This window comes from Mesorhizobium sp. WSM4808, assembly GCF_055811675.1.
The window spans coordinates 209,184-231,291 of the sequence record NZ_JBVVQX010000008.1 but is presented as its reverse complement, the minus strand read 5'-3'; the positions used below and the strand labels follow the sequence as shown (position 1 = coordinate 231,291).

Genomic DNA, 22,108 nt, shown 5'->3' with positions numbered 1-22,108 from the left:
AGGTGGATTGAGGCGTTGATCGCCCGACGCTTCGCAGCAAAAACCGCTGAAGCCGGGCTCGGCCAAGGTTTCGCTGAAGACTATACTGGAAAGTCCGGAAGGGCGCTGATCCACATTACTAAATAGCTGCTAAAAACAAAAGTAGCATAACATGCAGACTGGTACGTCTGGAATTATCTGGCCATTTCACGGGTTTACCACTCCGGAATTATGGGATCGCTTGTGGAAGAACCGGTCGACCGGCCGTGGAACGATTTTTTGGCCCATCGGTCAATCTGACGCCAGGCGGCCACCAGGGCGCCGGTCCGACTTTCTGCCGATCAGCCCCAAACGCCCGCTGACCGGCCCGCCTACCTGATCGTCATCACGACGCACGAAACGGACACGAGTAGCGGCAAAACGAACGGGCTCCGCGAAGTGCACCTGTAGCCCTTTTGTTCGGATAGCTGGTAACGGGGTCAAAAGGGGGTTGGCTACTGCGCCATTCAGTAGGTCGGCACGTCCTGACGAGACTGGGGCAAGGCAATCTCGCCAGGGCGTACCATCACATAATCCTCGAAATGATAAGGGCCCATCTGCACAGGCTCCAAACTCTCGACGGTGAAGCCTTGCGACTTGTAGAACGCGATGGCTGTCTCATTGCGATCGCTTACGTAGAGGGCCTGCGGGTGCTGCCTCCCGTAATGGTCTCTGATCGTCGCGATAAGCTGCTTTCCCAGCCCCATGCCCCGAACGGACGGCAGCAGGTAAAGCTTTTTGATCCACAGCCGCCCGTCTTTCAAGTAGGCCGACGCATAGCCAATATCTTTCCCGTCAACCGAGGCGATCCAGTACAGGTGGCCTCGCTCGCGCATGTCCGCGCCAAGCGTGTTAAGCGAATACATGTCCGCTACCATTGGTGGGATCAGGTCGGCGCCGATCAACGGCGCATAGTGCGCTGGCCAGATGATCAGAGCCAGATCCCGGACCCGGTTCAGACCTGCCGCGTCGATCTGTGTAATATCGGCGTTCGCCACGTGCCCAACCCCTGTGAAATCCATTGCCCCGGCTGAACATTACGCAATGCAAACGCGTTCGCAAGGCAGTGTTCATAGAGGGCGGCCGGCGCCAAGGGTTGGGAGTTATGGGTCTCGACGCCGGCCAAGCGGACGCTCAGGCCCGCCGCCTATCCTAAATGGCCGATTCGTGGGCGTGCCGTTATGGTGCGATCGCGGCAGGGAACCCCGTTGACCAATGCTTGCGCCACTCCAATTCCCGCAGACGATCAAGCCTACAGAATTCGCTGACTGTCCTAGTTTAATTCTCCGGCCGGGGCGCTCAGCGAGAGCGAATGCCTGCAGGTTCCTGACCTTGACGGTTTCCTGATCCGCATTGGCAATAATCGAGTAGAACGCCGCTCTGGCGATATCCTTGTTGGCCGTTTTGGGATGCTCTTTCGAGCAGCCTTGAAGAGTGCTTGGGCGACATCTCCGGCGTGACCATCTCGTAAGGGTTTCGCTAATCGCACGCGTCTCACTCGCCTTCAAGACAAGTTCCTCTGCCCAGGCGCGCTGCCACCACATCAATGACCAATGCTTTGAGCCAACAAATATAGGTCTCAATATGTGAAAAGCCCCACCGGCAGGGAGCTGAGGGGGCTTGCCCTAGGAGGAGGTCGCGCTTTGGCGTTCATGCTCACCACCGGAAAGTTACGACGACAATGTGGCAACGGATGTCTGTTTCGGGCGCGGTTCGGCGAAATTTCCGCCAGCGTCCCGGATTCTCGCGGCGGTCCGGGCTCTTCTCGCGCGGCTTCTCACACTTCGCGCGCTATCGAACCGCAAGTCCAAGCACCTGGCTGGGCGCTCGGGACGGCCCAGCACGAGCGCTCAGGAAACTCTCGTTGCATTCCTGCTGGGCGCTGCGGCCGGTGCTGTTGCGGTCGCCGATGATGAGCTGCGGCATACCTTCATCACCTGGTTGCGCGTCAATGTGAAATACCGATTTTCACTCTGTTGGGGCCTCGACGCTTTTTTGCTGGCCGGAGCGCTGACTAGAAGGAGAGGTGAACGGCGGCCTTGCGCCTAATAAAGGTCGTCAAAGCCCAACTCGACGTTCGTCAGAAGCGGACCTTGAGAGCGCCTGCAGAAGGCACCGGGGGGCAGTACTATCACACCCTCAGCACAAGTGCCCCGGTTGTCCTCCTAGCCTCGAGGTCGCGATGAGCGTCGGCAGCCCGTGCCAGATCATATTGCCTGGGCGCGCCGATCTTGATCACACCTTGGCGCAAAGCTGCGAAAAACCGGTTGATGTGAGGACCAAGCTTTTCGGGGCTGTCCGTGTAATGGGCGTAGTTCGGACGGGAAATGGTGATCGACTTCGAAGAGAACCTACCGATGTCCCAATTTCCCACAGGTCCCGAGGCCTGACCGAAACTGACGAGATGGCCACGGATACCCAATGCGGCCAACGATCCACCGAACGTGTCATTGCCGACGGCGTCATAGGCGACATCTGCGCCCTTGCCTTCGGTCAAACGCATGACGGCCTCGGCGAAATTCTCTCTGGAGTAGACGATCACGTGATGGGCGCCGAGGCGTTCCACGATCCGGGCCTTGTCGTCGCTCGAGACGGTGGCGATCACCGTCGCGCCGAGATGGCGTGCCCATTGCATCAGCAACTGGCCGACCCCGCCAGCTGCCGCATGGATGAGCACGAAGGACCCGGGCTTCACGGGATAGACGTCGTGGAGCAGCAAGCTCGCGGTAATGCCTTTCAACAGACCTGCCGCGGCAGTTTCATCGGCAATATCGTCCGACAAGTGAACCAAAAGGTCCGGTGCCATGTTGCGTCGTTCGCAGTATGAGCCGACCGGCGGGCATGCGTAAGCAATCCGGTCGCCGACTGAAAAGCCCGAAACTTCGGGGCCGACCGCTGCAATGACGCCTGCGGCCTCCATGCCTGGAACGCCTGGCGGCTGCAGGAGATCGAAATAGCCGGTCCTGCAATAGACGTCGATGAAGTTGACCCCAATGAATGTGTGACGGATCTGGACCTCGCCACGCGATGGCGGCGCCAAGCCGATCTCCGCAAGCCGCAGAACCTCCGGTCCTCCGTGTCGCTCGACGAGGATTGCCTTGGTCCGTGTGCCCTGGGCGCTGGCTCCAGGCGGCTCCAGCTGGCGCATCTCGGGGATCAACCGCGCCACTGGTTGCTCTGACGTGGTCCTGGTTGGTCCGGCAACCGGCCTTCCGTTCAAGAGCCGGCGAACGGATTCAAAACCGGCTTGGTAGATGTCTTCGGTGACCAGCTTGACCAGTTCATCACGGCGATGCGCCGGCGGATGGAACTCCGAGGACCATTCCCAGAAGGTGGCGTTGCCGTCAGTCACCGGCTTCAGCCGGATCGACGCGACATACCCCATCAACGGCAACGGCGCTTCCAGCAGACAATAGCTCAGCCGCCGGTCCTTGTCGGACAAGGCCAGGAGTTGTTCGCGCAGCTCGCTGCCATCCATAAGCCTGAAATGACGCACCGCGCTGATCGCATCGGCCGCATCACCGCCCTCGATCTCGCTGAAGGAGATTGCCGGATGCCAGCGTTCATGACCGTTGAAATCGCGCAGAACAGACCAGACGTCCTCGACAGGCGCGTTGATGATCGTACTCTGGCAAACCTTGACCATTCGTCGATGTCAGCGCGCGAAGCGCTGTTTGAGCGCTGTGAAGGCGCTCTGGAATACGCCCGTGCCGATCTGCTGCACCAATGCGCTTTCCCGGTCGGGTGCACAGTCGAACTCGGCCTGCCACTCGGCGAACGTCATGTTGCCGTCGGTGACAGGGGTCAGGGAGAGTGTGGCTATGTAGTTCTCGACTTCCATCGGGCTCTCCAGCATCGCATAGCTGCAGGAGAGGTCGTAGTCAGACAGAGCCAGCAGTTTCTCCCGAATCCGGCCGCCGTCCTTCAGCGTGAAATTGCGAATGCAGCCGATCTGGTCCGGATGCGCGTTCTGTTCGATGCGGCTCTCCGCTACGAACGGCGTCCAGCTTGGCAAGCCATTGAAGCTTCGGACAAGTTTCCAGACTTCCACAGCTGGCGCATTGATCGTCGACGACACATAGATCTTCGGCATTGGGTGACCCTACGGCTTCACTGGTCGCGATCGTCATCGTCGGTTTCCTTGCCGCTCTTTGCTTTGCCTTTCTTGTCGCGGCTGAGGCTGGCTATGTCCTTGGCGTCTCGCAAAACGTCCGTCATGCGGCCGAGCGATCCGCCCTCGATGCCGATCTCCTTCATCAGATTGTCGATCATCGGCGCCTGCACCCTGTAACGCAGCGCTGAATCGATGACCTCGTCGGTGACGTTGCGGCTGCCGCCCTGGCCACCGTTGATGCCCTCGACATGCAGGATCTTGATGCCTTCGATCTTCTCCATCGGCTTGACGCTCTCGCGGATGATGCCTTCCATATGGTCCAGCAACTTGCCGCGCAGGCGCCCGGCGCGGGCTTCATCGGAAAGCAGATTCTCGGCCTCGTTGAGCTGCCTGTGACCTGCGGCATCGACCTCGTAGCGCTGGGCTGCGGCCAGCGCATGAATCTTCTGCGCTTCCGCCGAAGCGACAGCAGCGATCTTCTGCGCTTCCGCCAGGCTCTTGGCCGCCTTCATCTCGGCGTCGGCGGCCGAGGTGATGCGCAGGGCATCGCGCTCGGCTTCCCGGGCGGCGCCGATGAGATCGGTCAGCTTGCGGCGCTCGGCAATCTCGCGCTCACGGGCGGTGAAGGCCTGTTCCTCTGCCTGAATGGCCTTTGCACGAACGGCTTCCGATGCGGCGATCGCGGACGAACGCTCCTGTGTTTTCTTGGCGATGTCGATAGCCTTCTGGATCTCGGAGATCTCGATCTTCTGGTCGCGATCGACACCGAGCTGGCGCATGTCGCGATCCTTGATCAAGCGGGCCTCCTCAATGCCGCGCTCGGTGGTGATGCGGGCGCGTTCCACCTCTTCGCCGGCAGAAATCTCGGCTTCCTCGAACGCTTGGCGCTTTGCAATTTGCAGTGCTTCGAGGTGACGCTCGCGGGCAATCCTCACCTCGTCAATGGCGCGCTCCTGCGCGATGCGCGCGGTTTCCGTCGCCTGGTTTTCGACGATCTCCGCGCGGCGCTTTTCAGCCTCTGCCTTCGTGACCTCCAGCGCCTTCTCCGCCAACGCGATCTGGCGCTCAAGCTCCGCGATCTCGAGCACCTTCTTGCGCTCGATCTCCAGTCCGCTCTGCGCACCTTCGCGCTCGATGCGAGCCTTTTCCAGGGCCAATTCCAGGGCGATCTGTTCACGCTCTGTCAGTTCGCGCATTTTCATCTCGGTCTCGTCGAGGGACCGCCGGCGGGCGATTTCACGGCGCTGCGTGTCCTCTTCGCTCTTGATGCGCTCCTCGGTGATGTTTCGTTCCTGATTGAGGCGCGATTTCTCGACGGCTTCGCGCGATGACAGCTGCGCCTGTTCGGATTCCTGGTCGCGGAGCGCGCGCTCGATGGCCAACTCAGAACGCTGCGAGGCACGGCGGATTTCGACCTCCCGTTCCTGTTCAAGCCGCGCATATTCGGTGTCACGGTCGATCTCGAGCACCTTGCGCTGCGTATCGAGGTTCTGGTTGCGGATATCGACGAGGGTGCGCTGTTCAATCTCGTTGCGCATCCGGCGGCGAGTTTCGATGGATTCCGTCAGTTGCGTCAGACCCTCGGCATCGAAAGCGTTGGACGGATCGAAATACTCAAGGCTGGTCTGGTCGAGGTCGACGATAGCGACACTCTCAAGTTCGAGGCCGTTTGCGGCTAGCGATTCGGAGGCAAGCGTGCGCACCTTGGCCGCATAGTCGCCGCGCAACTCGTGCATTTCCTCCAGGCTCATCTGCGCAGCGATCGTGCGCATGGCGCCGGCGAATTTTCCCTCAAGCAATTCGCGCAGGCTTTCCGGCTGCAATGTGCGCCGACCAAGTGTCTGCGCGGCAGTGGCGACCAATTCGCGACTTGCTCCGACGCGCACGAAGAATTCCGCGATCAGGTCGACCCGCATCCGGTTCTTGGTGATCAACGCATGAGCGTCTTCGCGACGCACCTCGATGCGCAGCACGTTCATGTTGACGGGCGTTATTTCGTGCAGGACAGGTATGACGAAAGCGCCGCCATTGACGACCACTTTCTCGCCCATGAAACCGGTTCGCACGAACGCAGTTTCCTTGGTGGAGCGGCGATACAGCCATCGCAGGATATAGACAGCAATCACAACGATGATCGCTGCGACGATCAACCACAAAAGGAACGTGCCAAAAGTCTGCGCGGCCATTTTTCTACCCTCCCAAACAGGATGCGATCGACCGAAGCCGACCGGCTTGATTTTCTTGAAGCTGTCGAACTGCAGATCGGGTCATGCGCGCCTCTGCAGTTTCGGTCCGATTGCATGGAATGCAGTGATCACCGCATCGATGAATGGCGCATCGTTGATGTTGGATCGGACCCGCTGAACCACACGCAGTGAGGTCTGGCGCACGGTTTTCTGGATCGCCTCGAACAGCGCATTGTCGGCTTCCGGATCGTGGAATGGCTGGCCGGGTGCGTCGAGCATCGAGACGCCGCCTTCGGGCAGGAGAAAGCGCACAGGCCCGTTCATGGAATTCAGCCGCGCGCCGATCCATTCGCCGAACTGCCTGTTTTCGTCCCTGGTGGTACGCATCAGGGTGACGTTGGGATTGTGGACGACGAACTTCCGGCTTTTGAATTTCTCCGGAACACCGTCCCGCGGACCGAAATTGACCATGTCCAGCGCGCCGGTGGATCCGACATAGGGCAAGCCCGTGCGTATCGCCGCACCGAAGCGATCATCGCTTGCCGGGAACACGCCGCCGACCACCATATCGGCTATTTCCGTCGTGGTCAGGTCGATGAAGGCCGACAGCATTCGGGAATCGGCGAGGTTCTCCATGGCCCGGCCACCAATGCCTGTCGCGTGGAAAACCAGGCAGTCATAATCCGCTTCCAACCGTTTGGTCACGGCTTGCACTGCGGGCGTGGTGACGCCAAACATGGTGATGCCGACAGCCGGACGTGCCAGCTTTCGTTTGGCCTCCCAGGCTTCGCCGGAAGGCAACTGTGCGACCATACCCGCCATAGCGTGCGCAGCGTTGCCCAGGACGGCCTCGGTGATCGAGTTGAGGCCCTGAACATCTGCGACCGAGTGGAACATCATGATATCGGCGCCACCGACATATTTGCCGACGTCGCCGGCTGCGACAGTGGACACCATCAGTTTGGGGATGCCTACCGGCAGGGCGCGCATACCGGCGGTGGCCATAGTCGTTCCACCTGAGCCGCCGGCTGAAATCACACCGCCGAGGCGTGGCTCGCGTTCGATCCAGCGGGCAAAGGCCTCGGCCATTGCCGCGACCGAGCTACCGCGGTCATTCGAAAACACCGCCGCCGATCCTCGCGCATGCATGCCTGCGACCTGCATAGCGGGAACGTCCGCGCTCGACGGTCTTCCCGAGGTGGAGAGGTCGACTGTGCGAACGGGGATCCCCAGCGATTTCAGACGATCGGCCACGAACCGCAGTTCCTTCGCCTTCGTGTCGAACGTTCCGGCGACAAGAACGGTGCGGCCGATCCGCTCGGCGAAGGGGATGGCGAAGACCTTTTTCAGTTCGTCTCGAGGATTGTGTTTTTCGACTGCCGCTTGGCGCATGGCTGCAACCGGCACGTTCCACCGGTTTGGCAGCTCAGTGACCGGACGAAAGACCCCATTCTGAACCACCGGCTCTGTGCGTGTGCCTGCCCGATCAATGCGGTAGACCTCCGCCAGTTGCTCTTGCGCTTCGGCAATCGCGGCTGGAGAAACAGCAGGTTCATCGGAGTGGCGGCCAACGCCGAGCAGGCGTTGCTGCAAGTCGCGATCGGCAGCAAGAGCCGAGGCTTCCATGACCCGGTTGATGCGCCCGTTGACCATGATCGCGACGCGGTCCGACACCGCCGTTGCAACACCGATATTCTGTTCGATGACGAGGATCGCCATCTCGCCTTCTTCCGCCAGGCTGACGAGCATGCGCTCGACCTGTTCGACAATGACCGGCGCCAGCCCCTCGGTCGGCTCATCCATGACCAGCAGTTTAGGGTCGCTCAGCAGCGCACGCGAAATGGCCAGCATCTGCTGCTCGCCACCCGACAGTTGAGAGCCGCCATTGCTCTTGCGTTCCGCCAGGCGCGGAAAGGTCTGGTAGACACGCTCGACCGTCCAGTTGGCGTCGCGTTTCGACGACATCCGCAAATGCTCATCCACGGACAGGCTTGGCCAGACTCGCCTGCCTTGCGGGACGTAGCCGACGCCGAGGCGGTGGATCTCGTGCGGTTCGAGCGATGATATCTCTCGACCGTTGACTCGAATGGAACCGGATTGTGCGCGCTTCAGGCCAGTGATGGTGTTGCACAGTGTCGTCTTGCCCATGCCATTGCGGCCGACGACCGACAACACGCCGGTTTCCAAAGTCAGCGAGACGCCCTGCAGCGCATGACTTTGGCCATAGTAGACCTGAAGGTCCTCGATCTTGAGAACTGCCTTGCCTGAGGAAGCGGCGCGCTCAGCCATGCTTGCCTCCAAGGTAGATTTCCTGGACCTCAGGATCGGCCTCGATCTCCTGGGGCGTGCCTTCCTTGAACAGTCGGCCATTGTGCATCATCGAGACATATTCGGAGACACGAAGCGCCACGTCGAGATCATGCTCGATGATGACATAGCCGATGTGCTTGGGAAGGCCGTTCAGGATCGCAACCAGATCACGGCGCTCTGTCGGCGACAGACCGGCTGCGGGTTCGTCGAACAGTATGAAACGCGGTGCGCCGGCGAGCGCCAGAGCGATCTCCAGCTGTCTTTGCTGACCATGGCTTAGCGTCGCCACCAACGCGTCGCGGTCGCCGTCCAGATGCACGGCGTGGAGGATCGACTCGGCCTGAACCCTGTTGACGTCATTCAACCGCGGCCGAAGCAATGAGAACCGGCGGCGCGACACTCCACGGCACGCCAGGAAGATCGAATCCAGAACCGACAGCCCCTTGAACAGCTGCGAAATCTGGTAGGTCCGCCGCAAGCCACGCCTGATGCGTTCATGTGGGGGCAGATCGGTTATGTCTTCGCCGAAGAAACGGATGCGCCCGGCGGTTGGCAAGAAGTCGCCGGTCACCGCGTTGAAAAGCGTCGTCTTGCCCGCGCCGTTGGAGCCGAGGACCGCGCGCCGTTCACCGGCCGCGATCTTCATATTGATGCCGGAGAGCGCCACCAGAGCACCGAAGTGACGCGCGACGCCGTCCAGTTCCAGTGCGTAAGCACCGGTTCCTTGCAGACGGGAAGCCATGTCATTCTCGGCCACTGGCGCGCGCTCCTGCGTTCGACCGATTATGGGCAGCTCGGATTGTCGCGGCTCACCGCGCCCAGCGCCGTGAAGTCCGCTTCAGCGATGCCGAGTGTCTGGTTTACCTGCGGAACCACTTTGATCAGCTTGTTCAACAGCGTCCCGTCTTCGTTTTCAGTCACCTCCGTCAGGAAGATGTCGGCAATCGCATTGCGGTTCTTGTCGAGCGAAACCTTGCCCGTCGGTGTCTCGAAAGACAGCGACGAAAGGGTTTCGCGGAGCTTCGCACCGCCATCCGACACATCGCCACCGACCTTGTCGAGGCCAAGCAGCGCGGCTTTCATGTTGATGTAGTAGGCATGGGCAAACAGCGACGGCGACGGGAATGCACCTGGCTGCTTTTTGTAAGCCTCGACAAACTTGGTCCAGGAAGGGGTGTCATTTGTATCGGCCGTCGGACCGGCCGAAGGCGTTCCAACGAGCACGTCCCGCAGCTTGCCCTTGGCCGTGAGCACCGTCTGATCGACCGTGATCGAGCCTCCGACTAGCGGGGCTGCACCGCCGGACTGTTGGTATTGAGTGAGGAAGTTGACGGCATCTGCACCGCCGAGTGCCACATAGATTGCGTCGACATTGTCGGGGATGGCAGCGATGACCGATGAGAAATCCTTGTTGCCGATCGGCACCCAGGACTTCGATGGCACGTGCCCGCCTGCCTTGCAGAACTCGGCCATGAAGCCGAACACCTGCGTGTAGGGGAAGGAGTAGTCCTCCGCCACGGTCGCAACGTTCTTGTAGCCTTTGTCCTTGTAGGCGTAGGTGCCGAGGCCTGCCATCCATTGCGCGCCATCGGTTCCAAAACGGAAGAAGTTCGGCGCGGGATCCCGGAAAGTCGTGTCCTGGGCAGCAGAGGCGCCATTCAGGAACGTGACCGTCGGTTGGGTCTTGGCGTAGTCCTTGACGGCCAGACCTTCGTCGCCGGAAAGCGGACCGATCAGGACCTTGACGCCATCCTGTTCGACCAGCTTGCGGGCTGCGCGCACCGCACTGTCGGGCGACGCATCGGACGATCCCTTGACGATCTCGATTTTTTTGCCGGCCACGGTGCCGGCGACCTCTTCCACGGCAGTCATTGCGCCGCGCTCGCTATCTTCGCCAAGCACCGTGAAGGGCCCTTCGAAGGTCGCAAGCAGACCAATCTTGATGGTGTCGTCAGCAGCGAGAGCCAAGGACGGAGCGGTCAGTCCGCTCGCCAATGCCAAAGCCAGTAATGTGCGTCTGTGCATCTTCATTATTTCCTCCCTTGATTGACAGAGTTATGCAGTTCATTCCGCCCGGCCGTCACAGGCCGGGGCGCAAGGACTCCTGAGAAAAGTTGGGCTTGAACTTTGCCCACAACCCAAGAATTCCGTCTGGTGAAATGAAAACGATCACCAGGAAGACCAGGCCGATCAGCGTGTTGAAACGCTCGGCCCCGACGAGATCGATCGCGAACGTCTGCATCAGGACGACGACGAGGGCGCCAAGGAACGGCCCGATCGGATGCCGCAGGCCGCCAATGACAGCGATGATCAGAACATCGATTGCAGCGTCCACACCTATGGTGCCGGGCGAGACGCGGCCGTTGAACCAGACCAGGAGCACACCGGCCAAGCCACCTATGATGCCGGCTAGGAACCAGGCGAACACCTTGTGCGCGGTGACGTTGAAGCCCAGAGCGCGCATCCGGCGCGGATTGTCACGGATCGCCTGCAGGGTCAGCCCGAACGTTGACCTGGAGCCGTAGAGGATCGCGGCATAGGCGAGCACCGAGAACCCAAGGCACAGGTAATAGAACGCCTTCGGATCGCGCCAGTTCACGCCCCAGAAAGCTGGGGCGCGTATGCCGGCATAGCCCGAATGACCATTGAAGATCGCGTAGTTCTGCTGCGCGAAGTAGAAGGTGGCGGTGGCAATCGCCAGCGTGATCATGATAGTGTAGATGCCTTCGGTGCGGACCGATATCCATCCGATCAGGGACGAGGCGATCGCCGCGATCAGGATCGCAACCGGGGCTGCAATCCACCACGGCCAGCCAAAGCCAAGAAGATGGCTGTTGTTGTCGCCGAAGATCGCGATGCAATAGGCAGCGATGCCGGCAACGGTGATCTGAGCCAGGCTGACCATGCCGCCGTAGCCGGCGAGCATCATCAACGACAGCCCAAGCATGCCAAAGATCAAGGAGTAGCCGCCGATCTGCGTCAGGAAGAAATCCGACGCCACCAACGGATACAGAACCAGCGCGATGCCGAGGAGAATGTGGCCCGCGCCAATTTTGTCCAGCCAGTTTGGCTGGGTTGCGACGGGCGTGGATTGGAGGCTTATGGTCATCGTGATTTGCCCATGATGCCTTGCGGCCGGATCGCAAGTGTCACGACCATGATGATGAAGGTCAGCACGACGCCATAGGTCGGGAAGTAGACGAGGCCGAGTTGCTCGGCCAGACCAATGAGAAGCGCGCCTATGGCTGCGCCTGATATCGAGCCCATCCCGCCAACGATGACAACCACGAGCGAGGCCAGCAGGTAACGAATGTCTTCGCCCGGCGCGACGGACAGCGCCGATCCGCCAACGACGCCGGCAAAGCCGGCAAGTCCGGCGCCGACCGCAAAGACGATGGCAAAGACCGCATGCACGTTGACGCCGGACGCCGAGAGCATCGCGCGGTCGTCGACGCCGGCGCGGATCATCATGCCGATGCGGGTCTTGTTCAGCATCAGCCACAGGCCGATGCCAATGACGATGGCGGCGGCCAGCACGGCGATCCGATAGAATGGGTAAGTAAGAAAGACCGATGCGCCGTTGGATCGGACTGCCGTTATGACCGGCAAGGTCACTGCACCGTCCAGCCATTCCGGCACAGCGATCTGGTAAGTGCCGCCGGCCCAGACGGCAAGCATCAGGTCGGCAGCGACAATGGAGATGCCGATGCTGACCAGGGTTTGTCTGAGATCGTCACCCTCCAGGCGACGGAAGACGACGACCTGCATGACGACACCGATCACCGCCAGCACGATGAAGCCGGCGGCGACCCCCAGCAACCAGTAGCCGGTGCGGTCCGCCACTTCGTAACCGATGTAGGCGCCGAGCAGATAGAGCGAGCCATGCGCCAGGTTGACGTTGCGCATGAGGCCGAAGATCAAAGTGAAACCGCTGGCAACCAGAAAGTAGAGGCCTGCCAGGGTGATGCCGTTGAGCACGGCGCTGACGAAGGCTTTCTTCGATATCAGGATCGCGTTGAGCCAATCCGGCCAGACGGCGAAAACCAGCCATGCGACGAGCGCGGCGACCAGGAGCCAGAAAAGGCCCCACGCCTGCCGGCGCGACACGCCGCCGCCCGAAATCCCGGACGAAGATGGCCGGTCCAGGATGCTCATGCCGTCAGTCGCCGGCGCTGTTCGTTGATGCGCGGTGCCTTGTGGAATTTACCGTCCTTCATGATGGCAAGGATGCGGTTCTTGTCCTGGAGAATTCGGACGTCTGATATCGGATCGCCGTCGATCAGCAGGAGGTCGGCGAGATAGCCTTCCTTGATCATGCCGAGCTCGTCGCCCATACACATAATCTGGCCGCCATATTTGGTTCCGGCCTGGATCGCCTCCATCGGCGAGAAGCCAAGCATCTCGACAAATGTCTGAATATCCTTGGCGTTGGTGCCTTGGGGTGTCCACGCAAAACCATAGTCGCCGCCGATGCAGACGCGGATGCCGCGCCGGTGCATCTTCTTCATGGTGTCGATGCACATTTCGAGCTCGCGCTCATATTCGAGCGAAAGTGGCGAGCCCGGCTTGATGCCCCATTGCTCGGCATGGCGAGCAGTGTTTATGAGCCAGGCAATGCCGGGCGCAACGAAGTGCTTGTCCTTGGCTGCTTCAAGCATGTCGAGTGCCTCTTCGTCGGCGAAAGAGGCATGGTAGATGTTCTGGATGCCGTGCCTGATGCACTGCTTGACCGATCCGGATGAGCGCGCGTGTGCCGACAACACCTTGTTGCGGCAGCGTGCCTCCGAGGCTGCCATGGCGACCTCCTCTTCGGACATCGGTGTCTCTTCGGCGCCCATGCCGGTGATGCTTTCACCGGACAGGTTGAGCTTGATCGAGTCGACGCCGTATTTGATCAGCTGGCGCACGGTGCGCCGGATTTCTTCCGGCCCCGAGACGACGATGCCGAGGTTGAGACCTTCATGCGGGATATGGGATGGCGACGAATCTCCGAGGCCTCCCACCGTGGTGATCTCGGGTCCAGCTGCAAGGTAGCGCGGGCCAGGAAACCGTCCCTGATTGATGAACTTCTTGCACACGACATCCAGCCTGGGCTTGGCTGCCGCAGCACCTCGGCCGGCTGTAAAGCCCGCGTCCAGCACGAGCTTGGCCATTTCCATGGTGACCAGCATATGCTCTTCGATTTCCATCATCTGGATCGGGTCGATGCCGGGCGCATTGTTCCAGGACAGGTGCAAATGGGCATCGATCATGCCGGGCATCAGCGTCGCGCCCATGCCGTCGATGACCGTCGCACCGCCACCATATGACGGTGACGATGATGAGCCAAAACGTGACGAACCCTTGGTGATCTGCTTGATGCGGTTGCCCTGCACCAGCACTTCCCCGGTGTAGGGATACTCACCCGTCGCGTCGAGCACGCGCACATTGGTGAAGAGCGTGCCGCCCGAACTGTTTCCGTTCCAGCTGTCTTCTGCCATCTTATCCTCCCACAACTTTCGAACGCGCAGTTTTACGCGCTGTTCAGGTCCTCACCTATCAACGCGTCGCAAAAAATCGGCGAGCTTCTGGCTGCTTTCGCGGGGGCACTCAATGGTAGCCCAGTGTCCGCACCGATCGAGCGACGAGATTACGGCTCCCTTGATCCCATCGGCAAGCGCCTGACCGACGCTCATCGGATTGACCGTGTCGGCGTCGCCGGTAACCAACAGGGTAGGGGCCGCAATGCGCCTGGGGTCGACCGCCACCGCCTTCGCCAGTGCCTCGCAAGTGCGCGCATAGGACTCCGGATCCTGACGTGTTATCGACTCGCGCACGAAGGCGATTGCCGCAAGCGACGTCTCCCTTGTATGCGCCGACAGCGCATTGGCGACGATCTGATCGGCAATGTCGGCAATGCCGCCGGACCTGGCCAGTTGGGCTCGCTTGGCGAGGCCCAGCCGTGTCGCTTCGGCAGGTTCGGCCAAGGCGCCGAACAATGCCAGCGAAGCGACCAGCGCAGGATGTTTGGCAGCGATCTGCTGACAGACGATGGTGCCCATCGAATGGCCGATGAAATGTGCCCGCGTCACGCCCATGCCGTCCATAGCACGGACAACGGCCTCGCTCATAATTTCCATCGTCAGAGGCTCGAACGGCCTTGGCGAGCGCCCCGAGCCAGGCAAATCGAGCCGGACCACACGATATCCAGAAAGTGCGGCCATCTGAGGCTGGAACATATTTGACGTTCCGCCGAGGCCATGGATCATCACCACCGGCATCCCTTCGCCGGTGACCTCGGCAACGATCGGTCCGATCGTCACGGTCGTCATTGCGCACGCTCCGCGAAGCGGTTCTCCAGAGACCCAATGCCGTCGATCTCGACGCGCACAACGTCGCCGGCCTTCAGGTATCTCGGCGGGTCAAACCCGATACCGACTCCCGCTGGTGTGCCCGTCGCAATGATATCGCCCGGGTTCAGTGTGATGCCTTGCGAGAGCGTCGAGATGATCGTCGGGATATCGAAAATGAGCAGCGAAATCTTCGAGTTCTGGCGCAGGTCGTCATTGACGAAACAGCGGACCGAAGCACTATCGAGGTCGAGTTCATCCTTGGTTATGGCCCAAGGCCCCATGGGGCAAAAAGTGTCCTGGGACTTGCCTATCAGCCACTGACTGTATTTGCCCTGCAAATCGCGGGCGGTGACGTCGTTGACGATCGTGTAGCCCCAAACGTGATCGTAAGCGTGTTCCTTTGAAATTCCACGCCCACCCTTGCCGATGATGACGGCAAGCTCTGCCTCATAGTCGATGGAAGTCGATACAGAGGAGTCGATCAACACATTGGTGTTGGTCGGTATCACCGACTCTGGAACCTTGGTGAAGATAATCGGGTGCTTGGGGATGGTCCCTGCGGCCGCGCTTGAATCAAATCCGCTGCGGGAAAATTCGTGCGCGTGCTCGTGATAATTCTTGCCGACGCAGAAAATGTTGCGAGCCGGCAGCGGGATTGGCGCTTCGATCTCGACCTGTGCAAGCGGGATCGGCGAAAGCGTGCGCGGCATCCCGGCACCGTTGCGGCGGATCAGCGCCAGAAGACCGGTCTGTGCCTGTTCGACAGGTAGATCGAAAGGCGAAACGGTCTGCTTCTCGAGATCGACGATGCCGACGCGACGCTCTCCGGCGATCGCGAATGTCGCAATTTTCATGCCTCTCTCCCTGAACCTTTTATGAGCCAATATGTGGCCTTTGAAGACACGATAGCCACGATTGGTTGGGCTTGGCAATGGGCTGAGTGCAGAATCTTTGCATATCTGATGAAAACGCCTATCTAAGGGCTCGAACTACTAGACCGGACACCCAATGACTGATAGTATTGGTCCACGATTGGATCAGATAGAAGTTTTGATATGCCGAAGCTCGTTGCGAACGATATTGCCTTGATGCTCAAGAAGCGGATTTCATCCGGCGAATGGCTTGAGGACGGGCGGATGCCTCCTGAGCGTGATCTGGCGGTCGAGTTTGGGGTGGCGCGCAACACAGTGCGGCGCGCCGTCGGTTTCCTGGAAGGTGATGGAACGGTTGTTCGCCACGTCGGTCGTGGGACATTTCTAACCGCGACAAATCCCTTGTCGATTGCATCGACGGTGGCGCGGATGGAGGGCACCAGCCCGGCTGATATGATGGAAATCAGGCAATTGCTGGAACCAACTGCCGCGGCTTTTGCCGCAACCAATGCAAGTGCGGCAGACCTCAACGCTGTTCGCGAAGCTCACAAGACCGCTTGCGAGTCGCAAGACATGCCCACCTTCGAGCATTGGGACGCGGAATTCCATCACCGTTTGTTCGCATGCTGCCGCAATGATTTTTTGAAGGAAATCCACAATCTCATGCGTGCGATCCGAAACCAGTCGCCCTGGTTCGAGATGAAAAAGCGGTCATTCTCCGAAGAGCGCCGCCAAGTGTATTGCGAGGAACATCAGGCGCTTCTAGATGCATTGCTCCGTCGCGATCCCGATGGCGCCAAGACAGCGATGCTGGTTCATCTCAGGACCGTCGAGAAGAACCTTCTGGGACGTTGAAGTCGGCCAAAGTCAGCGTGCCTGGCCATTCGATTGTCTCCTCGACCCCTCAGTCTGTGTTACGGGCCGGTTCGACAAGGCGAGCAGCGGCAGCCCTCGGGATAAGCCAGCCGGCTGTCAGTCAACATGTGAAGCAACTCGAGACCACGCTCGGCATCACCCTCTTCAAGCGATTAGCCAACCGCATCGTCCCCTTGCAGGAAGCCTGGGAGCTCCCGCGAAGCGTTGAACTTGCCCTGACGTCCCTGGATCGGCTGGAAGCGTCAATCTTCGCGATGAAGAACGAGGAGAAGCAAAGGATTGCGATTGCCGCACCTTCTGTTTTCGGTTTCGTGACCTTGCCCAAGGTGGTGGCGATTATCCACGCAAAGACCGCTTCGAACGTCCGGTCAATTTCTGGAAGCTACGACCAGATCGGCGAGCATATCTTGGCCGGTCGCGCGGATCTGGGGATCTCGAGATTGCCGCTGGACCCACGTCTGTTTGAATGGGCGCCGCTCGGGTCGGCGCGCAACGTGTGCATCTTTCATCCCGACCACCGCTTTTCACAACAGACCTGTATCCAGGCGCACGACCTGGCTGGCGAAACGATCGTCGATATCGATCCCCAGTTCGCCGCCCACCAGATGAACTTCAATGCGTTGCGCTTCGCCGGCGTTGAGCCGAACATACTGGTGGAATTCGACTGCAACGGTCACGAGGCCGGATACGTTTCGGCTGGCCTAGGCATTTCCATAACCAATGAAATCATTGCGCGTGAATACGAAGCGTTTAACCTCGAAGCAAAACCGGTGGAACCGTCAGCTCTTTATCATTACGTCGCGATTTGGCAGAAGGGCAGGACCTTTTCGAATGCTCTGAGCGTGTCGCTCGAGGCGATTATCGCGGCCTTTTCCACCGCTCCTGCGAAGGATGAGATTTCTCAGAGGGCGGCTAGAGAACGACGCTAGGCAGCCGGCGCGGCGCCTGCGGCCGCACTGGGAACTCAAGCCGTTTCCAAAACGCCTTGGAATTGAGCGAGTTGCTTTGGAAAATGATGAGCGAGGTAGCGTACCAGTTTGGGGGTATCCATCAGCCGGTTGAGGTGTCCTCGTACCGCTACAAGTTCGAGGCCCCACGAACCAATGTGCTCAGCGGAGTTTCGAAATTCCTGGCTCAACTCGGCCTGGCAGGGGCTGCCCGCATTCGTGACCGGCTAAGCCACTTCCTGGCTGATGTCGGGGTGACTAACGGCTTGGAAGTGCGGCAGCGTCGCCTTTTGAAAAGTATGAGCTCGAGGCAGCCATTTCATACGGTTCCTGGCCGCATCAACCAGTTCCTCCTCGCGGGTAAGGCCGTTCATAAAGAGCTTTAGCAGGTGAGAAGCCGCTTCTTCGGCATCGGGCGAAGTAAGCGGCAATTTGCTCTCGTCGCACACAGTCCGGCAAATGCGAGACAACATTTCAATCTCGCACGGACCAAGGCAGTGACCAGGGTACAACATAAATTTTCCTCCATACGGCTGTGGTCAAAACTGACCACCCACCGTGTCACTGGAACCACTTTACCGGACTAGCCTACGGACTGGGCCTGCCAGTGGTTCAACCTGGCGCGCATCAAGACCATCAGCACAGTCTCGTCTTTGATGCCTGTTTGAAACAGTCGGACCAACTCTGAGGCGAGTTCCCCGGCCTCACCGGAAGTGGTTAGAATCTCGTGTTCCTCACAAAGCTGCGAGAATACAATCCTCAGCGTGCCCAGTTCCTCGGGGAAAATAGGTTGCTCGCCGCCGATGGGGAAATTCATATGAACGTCCTTTGAATAATGCTGATCTTGAGTGCTGAAGAATGGCTCCAAAGCCAGCAACGGTCATTATCATTTGCGTACAAGGAGGCGCTTGGTAAAAATCGTACAAATTTCTTTGGAGGCGCCGGCGTGTGTTCCGAGACGCCAGCGCACGCTAGGATGGGCCGGAAACTGCACTACCTTAAACGGCCTCTATCTCTACCGACTTAAGAATGCTGTTCGTCATGATTTTTGGCGATGGATGATCCCTTCGATGACTCTCGCCTCGGCATCGCATTCCGCCGCCCGGGCGGCCATGTGCCAAGCTGTGTCGTTCCCGAGCGGCTTGACTTTTGCCGTCCGTATCTGGAACTCAGCTCTGGCGCGCCCTGAGAAGGCAAGCAACTGCCCACGGAGAATGCGGAACAGGCTCCTTGCAGTCTCATCCAAGTGCAAGGATAACTCGTGGAAACACCCTAGCAGAGGCCCGTCACTGATTTCCCTGAAGTCCAGTGACGGGCCTACTTCGTCAGACGTCGGCTAGCGCTAAATCTTTCTCGTAGGGCTGGAACAAGCATCCGCAATTGAAGTTGGAAATGTGCTTGGTTGAGATGTCCCCTCCTCAAGTCCAAGCTCTGGTGCAAGGCCCGTCGCTGTCCGTGTCCTTCAGCGGCGGGCTTCCTTCGTCAGACGCTCGACGGTCTCAATGATCGCGTTGGCCAGAGCTTCGCTCGGTTGCCACAGGGGCATCGGTTCCATGTGTCAAAGGTGAGGTCGGCACGATCAAGTTACCACGCACCGGTAACGGTGAGCGTGCCGATCTCATCTGGGGCTAAATGACCAGGCCTGCAAGCTACTGGCAGAATGAAAGCGCAGCAATTAATCCTGTTGGCCTAGACTGCCCGTCAGGCCATTCCGCGATAGCACCATAGGCATGAGAGTCGGGGATATATTAGCTTGAGCTTGCGGCGGCCCACCTCCGCCCGCCCGGCCGGCGCCTAACGTCCCAACAAACCCGCCACAGGCGCCGGCCACCCCTCGCACCGGTCGCTTCCCGAGATGTGCATTGTGGGCGATGCGTCGCCGCGTCGGCCCGTCATGCCTTTGCCTCCCGGATCGCCCGCAGCGTGGCGTGGCGTAGTTTATTTTCGCGCTTAAGGGTCTTTCACGCGTCCGACAAGGCCAGGTTTGATCCATTCGGCGTCGGGCTTGTCGGCGCCCCTCGGTGGCGCGCCTTTCCCCTCTTGCACCTTGGCATAGAGGCGTTCCCGCATGGCTTTGGTCAGGGCGATGTTTGCCGAGCCGACGTAGCGGCGTTCCGCATCGCGGGTTGCCATCAAGGCGAGTGGAGCCGAACCGGGCGTTCGCTGCACGCCTGCAACTTCAAAGTCGACTTCTTCGTAGCATTTCGTTTTCACCCAGGCTTCGGTGTCGCCTGACCGATAGCTGCTCTCTTCCCGCTTCGACACCATGCCCTCTAGGCCAATCCGATCAACCGCGGCATAAAAGTCAGCCCCGCCGCCATGCACATGGTGGCTGTACTGGATCACGCCTTTAGCGGTGCCGACGAGTTCGAGCAGCTTTTCCCGACGTGCCAGCAACGGTTCGCGACGCAGATCGATGCCGTCATGGTGCAGCAGATCGAAGGCAACGAAGATGATCCGATCCGGCGCCCATCGCATCTCCGACCGCAGCGAATGGAAATCCGACACGCCTTTCTCGTTAAGGACGATTGCCTCGCCGTCGATGATTGCCGACTTCGGAATGGTTGCCGCCGCCTCGACAATCGTCTTGTACGTCGATGACCAGTCGTAGCCCCTTCGCGTGATCGCTCTGGCCTTGCCGTCCTCAACAATCACCTGGGTACGATAGCCGTCATATTTGATTTCGTGAATCCAGTTGTCCCCTGTCGGCGGCACCTCGACAAGCGTGGGGAACATCGGCCGGATGAACTTCAACATACGCAAACTCGGACTGACCGAATTTAAATTAGAATAGGCTAAAATAGTTGCAAAGGAATGCACCAGGCACTTGGGCAGGTGTTCATGCCACACCCGTTTCGGCCGGCGTCAGGGAACGATTCCGTCCTCCCTGTGTTTCAATCTCATGACAAACATCCCGAAACGCCAGGGAATCGCGATGGAGGCCGAAGTCGCCAGTGCCAAGCAACGCCTGGAACGGGCCGAGCTCGCGATTCAGCGCTCGAAAGAGATGGTGGCTCAAAACATTGAGCGTTCCGGCAGGATACGGCGTTTGGTCGAGGCCGCCATACAAGATTGATAGACTCTCGAGCAACAAAGGAACCCGTGCAGGCAGAATCAAGCCGGCGCAGGCCAACTCTGCGACAAGCGCTGGCCCGTCCTTACGTGGAACCCGGCGCTACTTTCGCTGTTCTCCTCTCAGGAGGAACAACCATGCCAGATGACAAAAGCAAGCGCGATTTTCGTGACCGCGACCGCGTATCGGGCGACGAGGAATACGAGGTCGGCTATCTCGCCAGCAAATTCCAGCTTACCATCCCTGAAGTCCGGGAACTTATCAAAAAGCACGGCAACGACCGTGAGACGCTGGAGCGCGAAGCGAAAGCACTAGGCAGTCGATGACGAGCTAACGTAGCCAATCCCAAGGCTAAACCGCTCGTATCGTGCGAAAGACCCGCCGTGCTGGCCTTGCACGACGGGCTATATGTGCGGCTACATCCTAGGAATCGACCGCTTGTACCAACCTGATACAGGGGCAAAGGTTCCGAAAGCGCGCTCAGCAGCCGTCCGTGGTCTTTTTCATCTGGCCAGGAGCGGCCGAGTTAGCGTCTGTATCCTGCTGGCCTGGCGCGGCCTGCTTGGCGCTGCCAGTTTGCTGACCAGGAGCGCAGTCCTTGGCGGAGTTCGAGTTCGTTCCACTCGTGGTGGTCGAATCCGTGCCCTGGTCGGTCGTAGTGCTCGGCATGGTCTTGGTTGTCGTCGTGGATGACCCGCCAGTACCGGTGGTGTTGCTCGATTGGGCAAAGGCCAACCCAGTTGACAGTGCCACAATGGCGGACGCGAAAAGTAGCTGTTTCATGATCAACTCCATGTTTGAATGTCCTTGGGCACCTAACTTCGCATTGAAGCGGCGGTTCCAACGAATGGGGTCCGAGAATCGCCCAGCACATGACGCAAAAAGCCCGCCGGCCGGAGCCAGCGGGCAGTTCTCATGGGGGAAAGCACCGGGAGCAGTGCGACGACCAAAGTTCGACAGGGCAGTTTTGTTCCACCGTCAGTGAACTGGCTTCGAACTTTCCGACACCGATGCACTGACCGAAATCCTGGCAGAGCTGGCCCGTTCTGGGGCTGGCTCCCGTCTCGATCTGATATGCACGGTCTGCGATGCCAAAGGGCAGCGAAATCCAGCAATTCAGGGTAGCATTACGGGTTCCTGAGAACCGGGACGTGATGCTTCACCGGCCAACCTGCCATTGAAAAACCCGCCACTGAGGGAGCAGTAACGGGCCTTCCGGTGTTATCCACGGCCAGGGAAACCGAGAGCGATCCAAACTTCATTTTCGGAGCCATGTTGCAGTGGGTCCGCCCCTACTGGCGGGCAGAGGCGGACCCGGCCAAGGCTTGGGGCCTCGGCCCGGCAGCGGGGGACGCTGCCGCCGGTTCCAACCTGCCGCGA

Annotated in this window: 20 protein-coding genes and 1 pseudogene; 5 read left to right on the top strand and 16 right to left on the bottom strand. The window is 59.7% G+C overall.

What is annotated here, in order from left to right; all coding sequences use genetic code 11:
- Positions 1 to 19: 19 nt before the first annotated feature.
- A pseudogene (locus AC0L2U_RS16895) lies at positions 20 to 109 on the top strand (SAM-dependent methyltransferase); the annotation flags it as partial.
- A gap of 376 nt (positions 110 to 485) precedes the next feature.
- Here AC0L2U_RS16895 and AC0L2U_RS16890 read toward each other — a convergent pair.
- The 12 genes from AC0L2U_RS16890 to AC0L2U_RS16835 all read right to left on the bottom strand — a co-directional run bounded on the left by AC0L2U_RS16890 (position 486) and on the right by AC0L2U_RS16835 (position 15,892).
- The gene (locus AC0L2U_RS16890) at positions 486 to 1,016 is read right to left on the bottom strand and encodes a GNAT family N-acetyltransferase (protein ID WP_164895687.1); all 531 of its coding nucleotides are present in this window, start codon (positions 1,014 to 1,016) and stop codon (positions 486 to 488) included.
- Positions 1,017 to 2,149: 1,133 nt separating this feature from the next.
- Positions 2,150 to 3,664 carry an SRPBCC family protein gene (locus AC0L2U_RS16885; protein WP_128288984.1) on the bottom strand — a complete coding sequence of 505 codons (1,515 nt, stop codon included), beginning with the start codon at positions 3,662 to 3,664 and terminating at the stop codon, positions 2,150 to 2,152.
- Between the two features lie 9 nt (positions 3,665 to 3,673).
- Positions 3,674 to 4,111 carry an SRPBCC family protein gene (locus tag AC0L2U_RS16880; protein WP_128288985.1) on the bottom strand — a complete coding sequence of 146 codons (438 nt, stop codon included), beginning with the start codon at positions 4,109 to 4,111 and terminating at the stop codon, positions 3,674 to 3,676.
- 17 nt (positions 4,112 to 4,128) lie between these two features.
- On the bottom strand, positions 4,129 to 6,318 hold the full coding sequence (locus tag AC0L2U_RS16875) for a flotillin domain-containing protein (protein ID WP_473602266.1): 2,190 nt from the start codon (positions 6,316 to 6,318) through the stop codon (positions 4,129 to 4,131).
- 81 nt (positions 6,319 to 6,399) lie between these two features.
- Entirely contained in the window at positions 6,400 to 8,607 is a 2,208-nt protein-coding gene (locus tag AC0L2U_RS16870; RefSeq protein ID WP_473602265.1) for a Tm-1-like ATP-binding domain-containing protein, read from the bottom strand.
- A complete protein-coding gene (locus AC0L2U_RS16865; protein WP_128288993.1) occupies positions 8,600 to 9,370 on the bottom strand; it encodes an ABC transporter ATP-binding protein in 771 nt (256 codons plus the stop codon). The genes AC0L2U_RS16870 and AC0L2U_RS16865 overlap by 8 nt, the downstream gene beginning before the upstream one ends.
- Before the next feature lie 41 nt (positions 9,371 to 9,411).
- Positions 9,412 to 10,653 carry an ABC transporter substrate-binding protein gene (locus tag AC0L2U_RS16860; protein ID WP_206622055.1) on the bottom strand — a complete coding sequence of 414 codons (1,242 nt, stop codon included), beginning with the start codon at positions 10,651 to 10,653 and terminating at the stop codon, positions 9,412 to 9,414.
- Positions 10,654 to 10,708: 55 nt separating this feature from the next.
- Positions 10,709 to 11,737, bottom strand: coding sequence for a branched-chain amino acid ABC transporter permease (locus AC0L2U_RS16855; RefSeq protein WP_127395525.1), 1,029 nt, complete (start codon positions 11,735 to 11,737; stop codon positions 10,709 to 10,711).
- Positions 11,734 to 12,783, bottom strand: coding sequence for a branched-chain amino acid ABC transporter permease (locus tag AC0L2U_RS16850; RefSeq protein ID WP_128288989.1), 1,050 nt, complete (start codon positions 12,781 to 12,783; stop codon positions 11,734 to 11,736). Before AC0L2U_RS16850 ends, AC0L2U_RS16855 begins: the two co-directional genes overlap by 4 nt.
- The gene (locus AC0L2U_RS16845; protein WP_292701745.1) at positions 12,780 to 14,108 is read right to left on the bottom strand and encodes a metal-dependent hydrolase family protein; all 1,329 of its coding nucleotides are present in this window, start codon (positions 14,106 to 14,108) and stop codon (positions 12,780 to 12,782) included. Before AC0L2U_RS16845 ends, AC0L2U_RS16850 begins: the two co-directional genes overlap by 4 nt.
- Before the next feature lie 51 nt (positions 14,109 to 14,159).
- Positions 14,160 to 14,939, bottom strand: a complete 780-nt coding sequence (locus AC0L2U_RS16840; protein WP_128288991.1) for an alpha/beta fold hydrolase — start codon at positions 14,937 to 14,939, stop codon at positions 14,160 to 14,162.
- Positions 14,936 to 15,892 (bottom strand): fumarylacetoacetate hydrolase family protein, encoded by a 957-nt coding sequence (locus AC0L2U_RS16835; RefSeq protein WP_245481794.1) that lies wholly within the window; start codon positions 15,890 to 15,892, stop codon positions 14,936 to 14,938. Before AC0L2U_RS16835 ends, AC0L2U_RS16840 begins: the two co-directional genes overlap by 4 nt.
- 123 nt (positions 15,893 to 16,015) lie before the next feature.
- Between AC0L2U_RS16835 and AC0L2U_RS16830 the strand changes: the two genes are divergently transcribed.
- Both AC0L2U_RS16830 and AC0L2U_RS16825 read left to right on the top strand, forming a co-directional pair.
- Positions 16,016 to 16,687, top strand: a complete 672-nt coding sequence (locus AC0L2U_RS16830) for a FadR/GntR family transcriptional regulator (RefSeq protein WP_127807849.1) — start codon at positions 16,016 to 16,018, stop codon at positions 16,685 to 16,687.
- Positions 16,684 to 17,637, top strand: coding sequence for a LysR family transcriptional regulator (locus tag AC0L2U_RS16825; RefSeq protein WP_473602263.1), 954 nt, complete (start codon positions 16,684 to 16,686; stop codon positions 17,635 to 17,637). Before AC0L2U_RS16830 ends, AC0L2U_RS16825 begins: the two co-directional genes overlap by 4 nt.
- A gap of 245 nt (positions 17,638 to 17,882) precedes the next feature.
- Here AC0L2U_RS16825 and AC0L2U_RS16820 read toward each other — a convergent pair whose 3' ends face one another.
- From AC0L2U_RS16820 to AC0L2U_RS16810, 3 genes are all read right to left on the bottom strand, one after another.
- Positions 17,883 to 18,086, bottom strand: a complete 204-nt coding sequence (locus tag AC0L2U_RS16820) for a hypothetical protein (protein WP_473602262.1) — start codon at positions 18,084 to 18,086, stop codon at positions 17,883 to 17,885.
- Between the two features lie 152 nt (positions 18,087 to 18,238).
- Positions 18,239 to 18,472 (bottom strand): hypothetical protein, encoded by a 234-nt coding sequence (locus AC0L2U_RS16815; RefSeq protein WP_473602260.1) that lies wholly within the window; start codon positions 18,470 to 18,472, stop codon positions 18,239 to 18,241.
- A 1,133-nt stretch (positions 18,473 to 19,605) separates the two neighbouring features.
- Complete coding sequence (locus AC0L2U_RS16810; protein ID WP_348639556.1) at positions 19,606 to 20,409, bottom strand: ATP-dependent DNA ligase; 804 nt, start codon at positions 20,407 to 20,409, stop codon at positions 19,606 to 19,608.
- Positions 20,410 to 20,590: 181 nt separating this feature from the next.
- Between AC0L2U_RS16810 and AC0L2U_RS16805 the strand changes: the two genes are divergently transcribed.
- Together AC0L2U_RS16805 and AC0L2U_RS16800 are read left to right on the top strand one after the other, a co-directional pair.
- On the top strand, positions 20,591 to 20,731 hold the full coding sequence (locus tag AC0L2U_RS16805; protein ID WP_164895841.1) for a hypothetical protein: 141 nt from the start codon (positions 20,591 to 20,593) through the stop codon (positions 20,729 to 20,731).
- A 134-nt stretch (positions 20,732 to 20,865) separates the two neighbouring features.
- Positions 20,866 to 21,054: a DUF3606 domain-containing protein gene (locus AC0L2U_RS16800; protein ID WP_127321696.1), complete on the top strand. Its 189-nt coding sequence runs from the start codon at positions 20,866 to 20,868 to the stop codon at positions 21,052 to 21,054.
- A gap of 154 nt (positions 21,055 to 21,208) precedes the next feature.
- Here AC0L2U_RS16800 and AC0L2U_RS16795 read toward each other — a convergent pair whose 3' ends face one another.
- The gene (locus AC0L2U_RS16795; RefSeq protein WP_128290261.1) at positions 21,209 to 21,511 is read right to left on the bottom strand and encodes a hypothetical protein; all 303 of its coding nucleotides are present in this window, start codon (positions 21,509 to 21,511) and stop codon (positions 21,209 to 21,211) included.
- Positions 21,512 to 22,108: the final 597 nt, after the last annotated feature.